The sequence below is a fragment of the Mesorhizobium sp. C089B genome, assembly GCF_030323125.1.
In the GTDB taxonomy this organism is placed as follows: Bacteria; Pseudomonadota; Alphaproteobacteria; order Rhizobiales; family Rhizobiaceae; genus Mesorhizobium.
Genome location: NZ_CP100469.1, coordinates 1,124,242 through 1,137,829, shown reverse-complemented (window position 1 = coordinate 1,137,829; position 13,588 = coordinate 1,124,242). Strand labels below are relative to the sequence as shown.

Below are 13,588 nucleotides of genomic sequence, written 5' to 3'. Positions count from 1 at the left end.
CATGTCTGCCCATGGTCGGCCAACTGCCGGCAAAACCACCTTCCCGTGCCCGCAACGCCGGTGTAGGACGGCGCCATGAAATCGTTGAACGATCCCTCGCAGGCACTCGCTACCGGCCTCGCGAAAATCCGCACCGAGTTCCATGTGCCGGAGGGATTTCCCCTGATGTAATGGCCATGGCACAGACGGCGGCCAGGCGCGTGCCCGACCAGCATGCCGACCGCACGGCGATGCCCTTCGTGACGCTCGATCCCGCGGCTTCCACCGATCTTGACCAAGCGTTTTCGATCGAAGCGAGCGGTAGCGACCTTCTGTTGCACTATGCGATTGCCGACGTAGCCTGGTTCGTCGCGGACGGCGACGCGGTGGATCGCGAAGCCTGGGCGCGGGGCGAAACCCTGTATTTGCCGGACGGCAAGGCCGGGCTCTATCCCCGGGTCATTGCCGAGGGCGCCGCGAGCTTGCTACCCGGCGGTCCGCGTCCGGCTGTCATCTTCACGGTCCGGATCGCCGACGACGGAGCGGTAAGGCTGGATGGCGCGGAGCGGGCAATCATTCAAAGCCGCGCCAAGCTCGCCTATGACAGCGTGCAGGCCGCCGACGTCCCAGTCGGCTTCGCCGAAATCGCGCGGCGCATGGCGGCGGCCGAAGACCGTCGCGGCGCTTCGCGCGTCGACCCGCCCGAGCAGGAGGTGGAACAGCTTGCCGATGGCACGTTCCAGCTTGCGTTCAGGCCGCTGCTGCAATCCGAGCAAGACAACGCAGCACTTTCGCTGGCCGCCAACATGGCGATTGCCGACGCCATGCTGGCACACCGGACCGGCTTGTTCCGGGTGATGGCGCCGCCCGATGCTTCCAAAGTACAAAGACTGCGCAGCGCGGCACGGGCCTTAGGCCTGTCCCGGCCTCCTTCGACCAACCTGTCCGACTATCAGCGAACCCTCGATCCGACGAACATGCAACAGGCAGCGCTGATGCTGGAAATCCGCCGCGCCGGCTCCGGTGCGTCCTACCAACCCTATGAAGAAGGCGTTGTCCCCTGGCACGAGGCGATGGCCGCGACCTATGCCCACGCCACCGCGCCCCTGAGGCGGCTGGCCGATCGCTACGTCGTGCGCTGCGTGCTGGCCATCGCCAACGGCCAGCCGGTGCCGCAAGCCGTTACCGAGGCGTTTTCCAGACTGCCTAAGGTGATGGGCCGCGCAGGCGCCCGCGCCTCGCAGATCAACCACGCGGCCATCGGCCTTGCCGAGGCGGTGATGCTGAGGGGGCGCGTGGGTGAAACATTCAAGGCCGTCGTCACCGACGTCGGTGATCAGCGTGCGCGCGTTCAGCTCTCGGACATGCCTGTCGTTGCGAATGTGAAGGCCTCAGGGTTCAGGCAGGGCGATGGCCTGACGCTAAGGCTTGTTTCGGCCGATCCGGATCGGCGCGTCATTGTCTTCGAACCCGTCTAAAGCGCGTCGGCGACGCGCTTTAGTTTTTTGTTTTTATGCATGTCGTTGTCCCAAAACCGCTGCGCACTTTTGGGCGACATGCATTAGCGTGCGCTCAATCCAAAACCCTGCATCAGCCGGCTGATTGCGAAGTCCGCCTTTCCCGAGGTAAAGACGGCGATGTCGGGCTCGCTTTGCGGCAATGGCCCGTCGACAGCCGGAAGCAGAGACAGAGCACGCCGCGCAATCGCTTCGGCCGGGTCGATCCAGTCGACCGGCCAGGGCGCGGTCTTGCGCATGCGATTGGCCAGGAACGGATAGTGCGTGCAGGCGAGCACGACGATGTCCGTGCGCAAATCGTCATGCTGGACAAAACACGGTGCGATCTCGGCACGCACGGCCTCCTCGTCGACAAAGCCCTCGCGCATGTAGGCCTCGGCCAGTCCGGCGAGATTGTTGCTGCCGACCAGCCGCACATGGCATTTCTGCGCCCATTTGCCGATCAGGTCGCGCGTGTACTGGCGCTTCACCGTGCCCGGCGTCGCCAGCACCGAGACCAGCCCGGACCGGGTGCGCTCGGCCGCCGGCTTGATTGCCGGCACGGTGCCGACAAAGGGATGGCCAGGGAATTTTTCCCGCAACGCATCGATCACCAGCGTCGAAGCGGTATTGCAGGCGACGACCGAAATTTCCGGATCAAAACGGTCGAGCAGCTTGGCGAAGAGCTCGACTATATGGGCCTGCAGCGCCGGCTCTTCCCAGGCGCCGTAGGGAAAGGCCTTGTCATCGGCGACGTAGACGAAGCGCCGGTCAGGCATCAGCACGCGCGCTTCGCGCAGCACGGTCAATCCTCCAACGCCGGAATCGAACATCAGTATCGGACGGTGGCTCATTGATATCGGACCATGAAAGAGGCTGGATCAGAAGGCTTGGCGGTCATTGGCCAATGCCGTTCTATCTGCAACCATCATGGCCTTGAAGTGGCGAATGTTAGCAACTTCCATGCAAAGCCGGCGAAGACGACCTTGCCTCGGTTGCTCTAGAGCCCGCGCTTGCCGAACCCGGCGGGCCGCGGACGGCCCAGAGGCTGGGCGGACGGCACCGAGCGCGTGGCCGGTGTGGCGTTGCGCATGGAAGACTGTGCCGTGCTGCTGGCCGTCCGGCCGGATGCCGCAGGCATGGGCGTATCGCCATCGAAATCGAAAACCGATGTCAGTTCGTCGATATTGATGCCCGCCACCGGCTTAGCCACCAGAATCGTGCACCAAAGGCCAAAGATCGACAGCGCAAGCAGGTTCAAACCGCTGGACGTGCTTTCCGGATTGTTGAAATCGATGACCAGCAGCGTGCCTGCCTGCAGAAAGGCGTAGATGGCGCAGAACACGATGTAGGACCACAGGATCCAGGCTTTGCCGTTGGCGTCGCGGCTGCGTCGCCAGGCGATGTTGGCACGCATGACCACGGCCAGGAGGGAAACGACCAGAACCGCGCCTGCCATCCCTTGCCGCAATGGACCGGGCGCCGAGTTGACCAGCCCCTCAAAGCCGATCGTGCCAACGATGCACAGCACAGCTAGAACGGCCTCGAGCAGGGCTACGCCGAGCGAATAGAAGAAGAAGCGCATACGGCCGATTTTGGACGTGAACATTTGCCACCCCACCGTTTTGACAACAATGGATGAGAGGCAAATAAAATTCGGTTACTTCAGCCGTTCGAAGCTTAGCGATTTCTAATCTTCTTTGTCTGCCTGGCGTTTTCGCGCAGCGGCCGGCAAACGCCTTGGATCGTCTCCCGGCGAGCCGTCACCGCGCGGCATGGCCGGCGAAAACCGGTCGAGCGACGAGATGATGCCACGCAGCACTTTCAGTTCCGGCTCGGCGAAACCGGCGCGCGTCAAGACGGCGCGCAGATTGTCGACCATCTTGGGTTTCTTGGGCGCCGGGCGGAAATAACCGCGCGCTTCGAGCGCGCCTTCGAGATAGGCAAACAGGCCGTGCAACTCTTCCTTGCTCGCCGGCTTCATTTCAGGACTGGAGAAATTGGTCGCCGTCTCGTCCTCCAGGCCGGATTTCATCCATTCATAGGACATCAACAGCACGGCCTGGGCGATGTTGAGCGACGAAAAGCCGGGAACGACCGGGAAGGTGACGATCTCGTCGGCCAGCCCGACCTCGTCATTGTAGAGCCCAAAACGCTCGCGGCCGAACAAGATGCCGGTGCGCAGGCCGGCCATCTGACGCGCCCTGAGCGCCCTGCCCGCCTCGACCGGACCACGCACGGGTTTGAAGCCGTCGCGCTCGCGCGCCGTGGTGGCGAAGACGAAGTTGAGGTCGGCGACGGCGGACGCCAGGTCGCCGAACACTGTTACGGCATCGATGACATGGTCGGCGCGGCTGGCGGCGGCGCGCGCCTTCTCGCTCGGCCAGCCGTCACGCGGGTTGACCAGTCTCAGTTCGGCAAGGCCGAAATTGGCCATGGCGCGCGCGACCATGCCGATATTCTCGCCGAGCTGCGGCTCGACCAGGATGATCGCCGGCCCGGCGGCGGATGCGTTTTCAGGATGATCGACGGCGGACATGATCTCAATGAACTGCTGTTTGCGGCATTTCAGCGTTCCCTGCCACATCCGCTCGGCAAAATGAAGCTTTTGCAAACACCGGTCGCGGCACAGACGACCCATTCTGCACGGATGGTCGTTTGCGCGGCCAAATAGGCTTTGATATACGCTCCGCATACCCGGCCGAAGCCATGCGGGCGAGGCCGTTTTGTTCCCCAAAAGCGAGGCATTCTTTTCATGGCGAAGATCAAGGTGGCGAACCCGGTCGTCGAGCTCGACGGCGACGAGATGACCCGCATCATCTGGCAGTTCATCAAGGACAAGCTGATCCACCCTTATCTCGACCTGAAGCTCGAATATTACGACCTCGGCGTCGAGCACCGCGACGCCACCAACGACCAGGTGACCATCGATTCGGCCAATGCCATCAAGAAATGGGGCGTCGGCGTGAAATGCGCGACGATCACGCCCGACGAGCAGCGCGTAGAGGAATTCAAGCTGAAGAAGATGTGGAAGTCGCCGAACGGCACCATCCGTAACATTCTCGGCGGCACCATTTTCCGCGAACCGATCATCATGAAGAACGTGCCGCGTCTGGTGCCGGGATGGACCAAGCCGATCATCGTCGGCCGTCATGCTTTCGGCGACCAGTATCGCGCCACCGACTTCCGCTTCCCCGGCAAGGGCAAGCTGACCATCAAGTTCGTCGGCGAGGACGGCAAGGTGATCGAGCACGACGTATACGACGCACCCGGCGCCGGTGTTGCCATGGCGATGTACAATCTCGACGACTCCATCCGCGAATTCGCCCGCGCCTCGCTGAATTACGGCCTGCTGCGCAATTATCCGGTTTATCTCTCGACCAAGAACACCATCCTCAAAGCCTATGACGGCCGCTTCAAGGACATTTTCCAGGAGGTCTACGAGGCTGAATTCGAGGCCGAGTTCAAGGCGAAGAAGCTGTGGTACGAGCACCGGCTGATCGACGACATGGTGGCCTCCGCCCTGAAATGGTCTGGCGGCTATGTCTGGGCCTGCAAGAATTATGACGGCGACGTCCAGTCCGACACGGTGGCGCAAGGTTTTGGCTCGCTCGGCCTGATGACCTCCGTGCTGATGACGCCGGACGGCAAGACGGTGGAAGCGGAGGCCGCGCACGGCACAGTGACGCGCCACTACCGCCAGCACCAGAAGGGCGAGGAAACCTCGACCAATTCGATCGCCTCGATCTTCGCCTGGACGCGCGGCCTCGCCCACCGCGCCAAGCTCGACGATAATGCCGAGTTGAAGCGATTTGCCGACACGCTGGAGAAGGTCTGCATCCAGACGGTTGAGAGCGGCTTCATGACCAAGGACCTGTCGCTCTTGATCGGTCCCGACCAACCATGGCTGTCGACCACCGGCTTCCTCGACAAGATCGACGAGAATTTGCAGAAGGCGATGGCGTAAGCCGGCAGCCATGGCCAAGCCGGTCGTCTACGGGGCGGACTACAGCGTCTATGTGCGCATCGTCCGCCTCGTGCTGGCGGAAAAAGGCATCGACTACGACCTTGTGCCGGTCGATGTCTTTGCCGCCGAGGGCACTCCCGCCTGGTACTTCGAGCATCACCCTTTCGGCCGCATTCCGGCCGTCGAGCATGACGGGTTTCGCCTGTTCGAAACCAGCGCAATCGCCCGCTATGTCGACGAGGCGTTCGACGGCCCGGCACTGCAGCCAAAAGACGCCCGCACCCGCGCAACGATGAACCAGATCATCGGCATGCTCGACGCCTATGCCTACAGATCGATGGTCTGGGACGTCGCCGTCGAGCGGCTTGAGAAGGAAGCGCCAGACGAGGCACTGGTCGCCAACGGGCTGCGCCAGGCGGAAACGGTGCTGCGGGTGCTCACCGCACTCAAGCCTCCCGGGCCGTGGCTGCTCGGCGACCAGCTGACGCTGGCCGACCTGCATGCGGCATCCATCATCGCCTATTTCGTCAAGGTCGCCGACGGGCAAAAGCTGCTTGCGGCGTTCGCCGACATCCAGGCCTGGTGGGACGGCATCGCAAAACGTCCGAGCCTGGCGGCGGGCTGATATGGGTTCGGGCCATGGCTGACCCATCTCGCCAGGACGCGCTCACCATCGCCAGAATTGTCAGGGTCAACCACGCCGGTGAGTTCGGTGCGATCAGGATCTATTCGGCGCAGATTCTTGTCGCCAGGCGCTTCTGGCCGGATTGCGTGCCATCCTTGTCGGAGATGCTCGGGCACGAGCGCACGCATTGCGCCGCCTTCCGTGCCGCCATGCCGGCGCGGAAGGCGCGACCGTGCCGGGTGATGCAATTCTGGAGCTGGGGTGGCTGGCTGCTGGGTTCTGTCACCGCCCTGCTCGGTCCGCAAGGCATCTGGGCCTGCACGGCGGCGGTTGAAGCGGCGGTGCATCGCCATCTGGACGATCAGCTGTTTTTCCTCGCCAATCGCGACCACGACTTGCAAGGCATCATCCTGGCGATCCGCGAGGAAGAGCTCGCCCATCTCCATCACGCCGAAGAGCAGCTGAAATCGCCCGGCCCGGCGCTGAACTTTTTACGGTCGCTGATTTCGATCGCCACGGACGTGCTGATCTGGCTGTCCACCTGGGGCGATTCCAGCAGAATGACGCGCGCCCTGAAGGCGGCGAAAAGAACTAGACTAGCTAGACGGACCGTCTAAGAGCTGATTGCCGGCTTGCCACTATCAGCCACAGAATGGCAAGCACGGCGGCGAAGGCCGGAAAGCCGCACACGAACCAGATACGACATAGGGTGGCTTTCAGGCTGCCTCCAGCGCCGCCCTCACCGCGGCGATCGCATCATTGGCCTTCGAGGCGTCCGGACCGCCGGCTTGCGCCATGTCGGGCCGTCCGCCGCCGCCCTGCCCGCCCAATGCGGCCGAGGCAACGCGCACCAGATCGACAGCGCTGAAGCGGCCGACGAGATCGTCCGTCACGGCGACCACGACGCTTGCCTTGTTGTCTTCGCCCGCACCGACGAAGACGACGACGCCGGAGCCGAGCGATGTCTTGCCGGCATCGGCCAGCGGCTTCAAATCCTTCGGCGACACGCCGGAAACCGCTTTGCCGAGGAAGCCGATACCGGCGACGGTTTCGGTGGTGGCCGGAGCATCGGCCGCGGCACCACCGCCCAGCGCGAGTTTCTTGCGCGCTTCGCTCAGCTCCTTCTCGAGCTTCTTGCGCTCCTCGAGCAGCGTCTCGACACGCGCCGGCACGTCGGCCGGCGAGATCTTCAGCACGGCCGCAGTTGCCTTCAGGCGCCTGTCCTGCTCATCGAGATGTTTGCGCGCGGCTTCGCCGGTCAGCGCCTCGATGCGGCGCACGCCGGCGGCGACCGCGCTGTCGGAGACGACACGGACCAGGCCGATATCGCCGGTCGCCCGGACATGGGTGCCGCCACAAAGTTCGACGGAATAGGGTCTATTGGCCTTGGCGCCATGCACGCCGGTGCCCATCGAGACGACACGCACCTCGTCACCATATTTCTCGCCGAACAGCGCCATGGCGCCCTCGGCAATGGCGTCATCGACCGACATCAGGCGCGTCGTCACCGGGCTGTTCTGGACGACGATTTCGTTGGCCATGCGCTCGACCTCTTCGAGATCTTCGGCCGAGATCGGCTTGTTGTGCGAGATGTCGAAGCGCAGGCGCTCGGGCGCGACCAGCGAACCTTTCTGCGCGACATGGGTGCCCAGCACCTCGCGCAGCGCCTCATGGATCAGATGCGTTGCCGAATGGTTGGCACGCAGCCGGGTGCGGCGCGCATGGTCAACCTTCAGCTCGACGGCTGCACCTGGCTTGACCGTGCCGTTCGTCACCTTGCCCAGATGCACGAACAGGCCGTCGGCCTTTTTCTGCGTGTCGGAAACCTCGATCGAGAAACCTTCGCCGGAGATGATGCCGGTGTCGCCCATCTGGCCGCCCGACTCGCCATAGAACGGCGTCTGGTTGACGACCACCGCCACCGCGTCGCCCTTGCCGGCGCTATCGACTGTCTTGCCGTCCTTGACCAGGGCCTGGATGAGGCCTTCCGCCTGTTCGGTCTCGTAGCCGAGGAATTCGGTGGCGCCGGCCTTCTCGCGTACAGAAAACCAGATGGTCTCGGTGGCCGCGTCGCCGGAACCAGCCCAATGCTTGCGCGCTTCGGCCTTCTGCTGCTCCATCGCATGGGTGAAGCCGGCAAGGTCGACCGAGATGTTGCGCTGGCGCAGTGCGTCCTGCGTCAGATCGAGCGGGAAGCCGTACGTGTCATAGAGCTTGAACGCCGTCTCGCCATCCAGCATATCGCCGGCGTGCAGCGTATCTGTCGCCTCCGAGAGCAGGCCGAGGCCGCGCACCAGCGTCTTGCGGAACCTGGTCTCCTCGAGCTTCAGCGTCTCGGTAATCAGCTGTTCGCCGCGCAGCAGTTCGGGATAGGCCTGGCCCATCTCACGCACTAGCGCCGGCACCACCTTCCACATCAACGGCTCCTTGGCGCCGAGCAACTGCGCATGGCGCATGGCGCGGCGCATGATGCGGCGCAGCACATAGCCGCGGCCTTCGTTCGACGGCAGCACGCCGTCGGCAACCAGGAAGGAGGACGAGCGCAGATGGTCGGCAATGACGCGGAAGGAGGCGACCGTCTCCTTGTCCGGGCCCTGCCCGAGCGCCGATGACGCCGCATCGATCAAGTGGCGGAACAGGTCGGTCTCGAAGACGCTCTCCACCCCTTGCAGGATGGACGCCATGCGCTCCAGGCCCATGCCGGTGTCGATCGACGGCCGCGGCAGGTCGATGCGCTCATCCTTGGTGACCTGCTCATATTGCATGAACACCAGGTTCCAGAATTCAAGGAAGCGGTCGCCGTCCTCCTCCGGGCTGCCGGGAGGGCCGCCCCAGATGTGCTCGCCACGGTCGATGAAGATTTCCGAGCATGGCCCGCACGGTCCGGTGTCGCCCATCGCCCAGAAATTGTCGGAGGTCGGGATGCGGATGATGCGGTCATCGGAGAAACCGGCGATCTTCTTCCAGAAGCCGGCCGCCTCGTCATCGGTGTGATAGACGGTGACCAGCAGCTTGTCCTTGTTCAGCCCGAACTCCTTGGTAATCAGGTTCCAGGCCAGTTCGATGGCGCGCTCCTTGAAATAGTCGCCGAAGGAGAAATTGCCGAGCATTTCGAAAAAAGTCAGGTGGCGCGCGGTGTAGCCGACATTGTCGAGGTCGTTGTGCTTGCCGCCGGCGCGCACGCTCTTCTGAGCGGTCGTGGCGCGCGAATAGGACCGCTTCTCCAGGCCGGTGAAGACGTTCTTGAACTGCACCATGCCGGCATTGGTGAACATCAGCGTCGGGTCGTTGCGCGGCACCAGCGGGCTCGAAGCCACGACCTCGTGACCCTCCTTGCGGAAATAGTCGAGGAATGTCGACCGGATCTCGTTCACGCCACTCATGACTGCTGCCTTTTCGCGAAAACCGCCGGCGCGGCCGGCGGACACTGGTCTCTGCTTTTTAGAAGATCGACTTGGCCTTTTAGCGGGCACGCCCCACCCTGTCCAGAAACACGGAATTGGGCCAATCCGGCAACTGCCAAGCCGGCTTCACGCTGCCCAAAAACGAAAACCGCCGGCGCGAAGGCCAGCGGTTTGAAACGCAATACTAAAGAACTCGGTTACTTAAGCATCGGATAATAGACTGGATTTATGGCCGAACTCTGGCCGTGCCCTACATGGCGCCGGATTCTTCCTCGAAGCCGTCGTCGCTTTCGCCGCGCTCGGGGCCGCCATTTTCGAGAAACTTCTCGGCAATCAGCCCGGCATTCTGCCGCAGTGCCAGTTCGATCTCGCGCGCCGTGTCGGGATTGTCGCGCAGGAACAGTTTGGCGTTTTCGCGACCCTGGCCGAGACGCTGCGAATTGTAGGAGAACCAGGCGCCCGACTTCTCGACCACGCCGGCCTTGACGCCGAGATCGACCAGTTCGCCGGTCTTGGAGACGCCCTCGCCATACATGATGTCGAACTCGACCACCTTGAAGGGCGGCGCCAGCTTGTTCTTGACCACCTTGACGCGGGTCTGGTTGCCGACGACCTCGTCGCGGTCCTTGACCGAGCCGATGCGGCGGATGTCGAGGCGCACCGAAGCGTAGAATTTCAGCGCGTTGCCGCCGGTCGTGGTTTCCGGCGAACCGAACATGACGCCGATCTTCATGCGGATCTGGTTGATGAAGATGACCATGGTGTTGGAGCGCGAGATCGAGGCGGTCAGCTTGCGCAGCGCCTGGCTCATCAGACGAGCCTGGAGACCGGGCAGCGAATCGCCCATCTCGCCCTCGATTTCGGCGCGCGGCGTCAGGGCGGCCACCGAATCGACGACCAGCACGTCGATGGCGCCTGAACGCACCAGCGTGTCGCAGATTTCCAGCGCCTGCTCGCCGGTGTCCGGCTGCGAGATCAAGAGGTTTTCCAGATCGACGCCGAGCTTGCGGGCATAGACCGGATCGAGTGCGTGCTCGGCATCGACGAAGGCGCAGATACCGCCTTTCTTCTGGGCTTCCGCCACCGTGTGCAGCGCCAGTGTCGTCTTGCCCGAGCTTTCCGGCCCGTAGATCTCGACGATGCGGCCGCGCGGCAGGCCGCCGACGCCAAGCGCGATATCGAGGCCCAGCGATCCGGTCGGCACGGTTTCGATCTCGACGACCTGCTCGTTGGCGCCAAGCCGCATGATCGAGCCCTTGCCGAAGGCGCGCTCGATTTGCGACAGCGCCGCGTCCAGAGCCTTTGATTTGTCCACCGCTTTGTCCTCTACAAGCCGCAAAGAATTCTGAGCCATGATACATCACCCCTTGGTCGTCAATGAAGGCCGGACAATCCGTAATCCCTGCCCATTTTGTACTACTTTTGTTCTCGTTGGGCAAGAGGGGTCAAATATCTGAAAAGCACTCTTTATCCGGATTTGTTCTTTTTTTGTCTCATGGTTTCGTTTCCGGATGTATCCACCATTGGGCCAGACGCTCCGGCTGTTTCGATCGGCCGAATCGCCGGCTCGCCTGCGAAGCTCCGTCGCACAGCCTAGCGCTTGTCCGGTTCGAAAAACAAAGGTCATATCGCCGGCATGGTGAAATCAGCAAAGATACTGGCGGTGGGCGGCGCCCATATCGACCGGCGCGGTCAGGTGTCCGGTGCTTACGTGCCGGCGGCGTCCAACCCCGGCACGATGCGCGAGGATGTCGGCGGCGGCGTCTTCAACGCGCTGCGCAGCCTGGTGCGGCGCGGCGTCTCGGCCTCGCTTTTGTCGGTGCGCGGCGGCGATGCCTCGGCCGAGACGGTTGCGCGCGCCATCGCCGAGGCCGGCATTGCCGATCTGTCGGCGGTTTTCCTCGACCGTACGACGCCGAGCTACACCGCGCTGATCGACAGGGATGGCGAGCTGATCACCGGCTTTGCCGACATGGCGCTCTACGATTTGGCGTTCCCCAAGCAGATCCGCCGCTCCAAGGTGCGCGAGGTGGTCGCCGAGGCCGATGCGGTGCTCTGCGACGCCAATCTGCCATCAACGGCGCTGGAGCGGCTGGTGGGGGTCGCCGCCGGCAAGCCGGTGTTCGCCATTGCCATTTCGCCGGCCAAGGTGGTGCGGCTGATACCGGTGCTGAAGGAACTCGCGCAGGTCTTCATGAACCGGCGCGAGGCCATGGTGCTCGCCGGCGTCGATGCCATTGCCACCGAGCGCGAGACCGTCGACGGACTGCGCTGCAGCGGCCTCACCAGTGGCGTGGTGACGGCGGGCGACGGCCCGGTGCTGGGATTCGACGAAGCCGGCGCCTTCTCTATCCTGCCGCCGGCGCCGAGAAAAGTCGCCGACGTCACCGGCGCCGGCGACGCGCTGGCCGGCGCCACCATCGCTGCCCTGCTGCGCGGCCTGGCATTGCGCCAGGCCCTCCGCGAAGGCGTTGCCGCGGCGACGCTCGCCATCGAAAGTTCGGATGCCGTGCCGGCCTTCACCGCCACGACCTTCACCGAGGCACTGGCTCTTGTGCCCGACGCGCAGGAAATGGCATGAGGGCGGCCAATTGCCATTGCCGGAGCGCGGCGTCCAAGCGGACGCGCGGATCTCCGGATCGGAGACCATCATGACACCGCAAAGCGCCCGCCCCTTCATCGACCTCCACGCGCCCGTGGCCGAGGCGCTCGCCGCTGGCCGCCCCGTCGTGGCGCTGGAAAGCACCATCATCACCCATGGCATGCCTTACCCCGACAATGGCGCCATGGCCGCCAATGTCGAAAAGATAATCCTGGACAATGGCGCGGTGCCAGCGACGATCGCCGTGGTCGCCGGCCGCATCAAGATCGGACTGTCCGACGGCGAGCGCGAGTCGCTGGCCATGACCGGCGATGCCATGAAGCTGTCGCGCGCCGACCTCGGCTTTGCGGTCTCGCAAGGCCGCACCGGCGGCACCACGGTCGCCGCCACCATGATCGCCGCTGACATGGTCGGGATAAAGGTGTTCGCCACCGGCGGCATTGGCGGCGTCCACAAGGGCGCGGAAAAGAGCTTCGACATCTCGGCCGATCTCGACGAGTTGGCGCGCACGCCGGTCATCGTCGTCTCGGCCGGCGCCAAGGCGATCCTCGACATCGAAAAGACGCTTGAAGTGCTGGAGACGCGCGGCGTGCCGGTGATTGGCCATGGCTGCGAGACGATGCCGGCCTTCTGGTCGCGGCATTCGCCGTTCCGCGCGCCGCTGACCCTGCACAGACCGGAAGAGATCGCGCATTTCTACAAGACCAGGGCGGCACTTGGCCTGGTCGGCGGCATGCTGATCGCCAACCCGGTGCCGCAGGACGATGAAATTCCGGCCGACGAGATGGCCGGCTATATCGAGGCCGCGCAGAAGGCGGCGGAAGTGCAGAATGTGACCGGAAAGGCGGTGACGCCGTTCCTGTTGGGCAAAATCCTCGAACTGACCGGCGGCCGGAGCTTGAAGACCAACATCGCGCTGGTCGAGAACAATGCGCGTTTGGCGGCGAGGATTGCGACGGCGCTGTAGGATCGCCTACGTCGGCGGGACAGCACCCCCTCTGGCCTGCCGGCCATCTCCCCCGCAAGGAGGGAGATTAACAGCTTAGCCGCAGGCTCCCATTTTCAACGTTGGTGATTGGCGAAGGCCAATGTGACAACTGATCTCCCCCTTGCGGGGGAGATGTCCGGCAGGACAGAGGGGGGTGGGAAGAAACGCGGCGGTCCCGGTTCACTTCCCCGCCCTTCGTCCCGCCTCATACGCCCGGCGCGCCCACACCCTCATCTCGTCAGGATCATCAAACGCGTCGTCGGGAATGCTCCAGTACGGCATCGCGACCAGCTTGCCGTGGCGGGTGCCGGTATAGGTCCATTGCTTGCAGCCGGCGGCTTCGAAGTCGGGCGCGCTTTGCTCGTCAGCCTTGAGCAGCAATTCGCCGCGCAGCACGATGGCGACGATGACGCCGTCGAAATAGATACCCTTGCCGCCGAACAGTTTTCGGATACTGACCGGGCCGAGGCCTTCGAACAGCTCTTCGATGCGTTCATTGTCCATGCCGCAATCATGTCACCGGGCTT

At 63.7% G+C, this 13,588-nt stretch carries 13 protein-coding genes; 7 read left to right on the top strand and 6 right to left on the bottom strand.

All coding sequences use genetic code 11. The features are described 5' to 3' along the window. Positions 1–176: 176 nt before the first annotated feature. A complete protein-coding gene (locus NLY44_RS05805; RefSeq protein ID WP_245263862.1) occupies positions 177–1,457 on the top strand; it encodes an RNB domain-containing ribonuclease in 1,281 nt (426 codons plus the stop codon). A gap of 83 nt (positions 1,458–1,540) precedes the next feature. Here the strand turns inward: NLY44_RS05805 and murI are convergent, their stop codons facing one another. The 3 genes from murI to NLY44_RS05790 all read right to left on the bottom strand — a co-directional run bounded on the left by murI (position 1,541) and on the right by NLY44_RS05790 (position 4,014). Further along, the gene (murI, locus tag NLY44_RS05800; protein WP_023684874.1) at positions 1,541–2,329 is read right to left on the bottom strand and encodes a glutamate racemase; all 789 of its coding nucleotides are present in this window, start codon (positions 2,327–2,329) and stop codon (positions 1,541–1,543) included. Positions 2,330–2,475: 146 nt separating this feature from the next. Beyond that, on the bottom strand, positions 2,476–3,084 hold the full coding sequence (locus NLY44_RS05795; protein WP_023669112.1) for a DUF805 domain-containing protein: 609 nt from the start codon (positions 3,082–3,084) through the stop codon (positions 2,476–2,478). Positions 3,085–3,165: 81 nt separating this feature from the next. Further along, positions 3,166–4,014 carry an RNA methyltransferase gene (locus NLY44_RS05790; RefSeq protein ID WP_023669113.1) on the bottom strand — a complete coding sequence of 283 codons (849 nt, stop codon included), beginning with the start codon at positions 4,012–4,014 and terminating at the stop codon, positions 3,166–3,168. Between NLY44_RS05790 and NLY44_RS05785 the strand changes: the two genes are divergently transcribed. The 4 genes from NLY44_RS05785 (at position 3,997) to NLY44_RS05770 (ending at position 6,684) form a co-directional block, all read left to right on the top strand. Continuing rightward, the gene (locus NLY44_RS05785; RefSeq protein ID WP_023756448.1) at positions 3,997–4,149 is read left to right on the top strand and encodes a hypothetical protein; all 153 of its coding nucleotides are present in this window, start codon (positions 3,997–3,999) and stop codon (positions 4,147–4,149) included. The two genes, NLY44_RS05790 and NLY44_RS05785, sit on opposite strands and share 18 nt — an antisense overlap. 81 nt (positions 4,150–4,230) lie before the next feature. After that, a complete protein-coding gene (locus NLY44_RS05780) occupies positions 4,231–5,442 on the top strand; it encodes an NADP-dependent isocitrate dehydrogenase (protein WP_023669114.1) in 1,212 nt (403 codons plus the stop codon). A gap of 10 nt (positions 5,443–5,452) precedes the next feature. Beyond that, positions 5,453–6,067 (top strand): glutathione S-transferase family protein, encoded by a 615-nt coding sequence (locus NLY44_RS05775; RefSeq protein WP_023684871.1) that lies wholly within the window; start codon positions 5,453–5,455, stop codon positions 6,065–6,067. Between the two features lie 14 nt (positions 6,068–6,081). Then, positions 6,082–6,684, top strand: a complete 603-nt coding sequence (locus NLY44_RS05770; RefSeq protein ID WP_023684870.1) for a demethoxyubiquinone hydroxylase family protein — start codon at positions 6,082–6,084, stop codon at positions 6,682–6,684. Positions 6,685–6,783: 99 nt separating this feature from the next. On the opposite strand, the gene alaS is transcribed toward NLY44_RS05770, so the two are convergent. Beyond that, positions 6,784–9,450, bottom strand: coding sequence for an alanine--tRNA ligase (gene alaS / locus NLY44_RS05765; RefSeq protein ID WP_286456793.1), 2,667 nt, complete (start codon positions 9,448–9,450; stop codon positions 6,784–6,786). A 271-nt stretch (positions 9,451–9,721) separates the two neighbouring features. Continuing rightward, positions 9,722–10,825 carry a recombinase RecA gene (gene recA / locus NLY44_RS05760; RefSeq protein ID WP_023669117.1) on the bottom strand — a complete coding sequence of 368 codons (1,104 nt, stop codon included), beginning with the start codon at positions 10,823–10,825 and terminating at the stop codon, positions 9,722–9,724. A 282-nt stretch (positions 10,826–11,107) separates the two neighbouring features. Between recA and NLY44_RS05755 the strand changes: the two genes are divergently transcribed. Next, positions 11,108–12,052 carry a carbohydrate kinase family protein gene (locus tag NLY44_RS05755; protein ID WP_023806467.1) on the top strand — a complete coding sequence of 315 codons (945 nt, stop codon included), beginning with the start codon at positions 11,108–11,110 and terminating at the stop codon, positions 12,050–12,052. A 70-nt stretch (positions 12,053–12,122) separates the two neighbouring features. After that, positions 12,123–13,040 carry a pseudouridine-5'-phosphate glycosidase gene (locus NLY44_RS05750; RefSeq protein ID WP_023690206.1) on the top strand — a complete coding sequence of 306 codons (918 nt, stop codon included), beginning with the start codon at positions 12,123–12,125 and terminating at the stop codon, positions 13,038–13,040. A gap of 201 nt (positions 13,041–13,241) precedes the next feature. On the opposite strand, the gene NLY44_RS05745 is transcribed toward NLY44_RS05750, so the two are convergent. Then, on the bottom strand, positions 13,242–13,565 hold the full coding sequence (locus NLY44_RS05745) for a TfoX/Sxy family protein (RefSeq protein WP_023669120.1): 324 nt from the start codon (positions 13,563–13,565) through the stop codon (positions 13,242–13,244). Positions 13,566–13,588: the final 23 nt, after the last annotated feature.

Excerpts from the sequence above, each read along its gene's own strand:
- NLY44_RS05805 (WP_245263862.1), top strand. The coding sequence starts at position 177 with ATGGCACAGACGGCGGCCAGGCGCGTGCCCGACCAGCATGCCGACCGC.
- murI (WP_023684874.1), bottom strand. The coding sequence starts at position 2,329 with ATGAGCCACCGTCCGATACTGATGTTCGATTCCGGCGTTGGAGGATTG.
- NLY44_RS05795 (WP_023669112.1), bottom strand. The coding sequence starts at position 3,084 with ATGTTCACGTCCAAAATCGGCCGTATGCGCTTCTTCTTCTATTCGCTC.
- NLY44_RS05785 (WP_023756448.1), top strand. The coding sequence starts at position 3,997 with ATGATCGACGGCGGACATGATCTCAATGAACTGCTGTTTGCGGCATTT.
- NLY44_RS05790 (WP_023669113.1), bottom strand. The coding sequence starts at position 4,014 with ATGTCCGCCGTCGATCATCCTGAAAACGCATCCGCCGCCGGGCCGGCG.
- NLY44_RS05780 (WP_023669114.1), top strand. The coding sequence starts at position 4,231 with ATGGCGAAGATCAAGGTGGCGAACCCGGTCGTCGAGCTCGACGGCGAC.
- NLY44_RS05775 (WP_023684871.1), top strand. The coding sequence starts at position 5,453 with ATGGCCAAGCCGGTCGTCTACGGGGCGGACTACAGCGTCTATGTGCGC.
- NLY44_RS05770 (WP_023684870.1), top strand. The coding sequence starts at position 6,082 with ATGGCTGACCCATCTCGCCAGGACGCGCTCACCATCGCCAGAATTGTC.
- alaS (WP_286456793.1), bottom strand. The coding sequence starts at position 9,450 with ATGAGTGGCGTGAACGAGATCCGGTCGACATTCCTCGACTATTTCCGC.
- recA (WP_023669117.1), bottom strand. The coding sequence starts at position 10,825 with ATGGCTCAGAATTCTTTGCGGCTTGTAGAGGACAAAGCGGTGGACAAA.
- NLY44_RS05755 (WP_023806467.1), top strand. The coding sequence starts at position 11,108 with ATGGTGAAATCAGCAAAGATACTGGCGGTGGGCGGCGCCCATATCGAC.
- NLY44_RS05750 (WP_023690206.1), top strand. The coding sequence starts at position 12,123 with ATGACACCGCAAAGCGCCCGCCCCTTCATCGACCTCCACGCGCCCGTG.
- NLY44_RS05745 (WP_023669120.1), bottom strand. The coding sequence starts at position 13,565 with ATGGACAATGAACGCATCGAAGAGCTGTTCGAAGGCCTCGGCCCGGTC.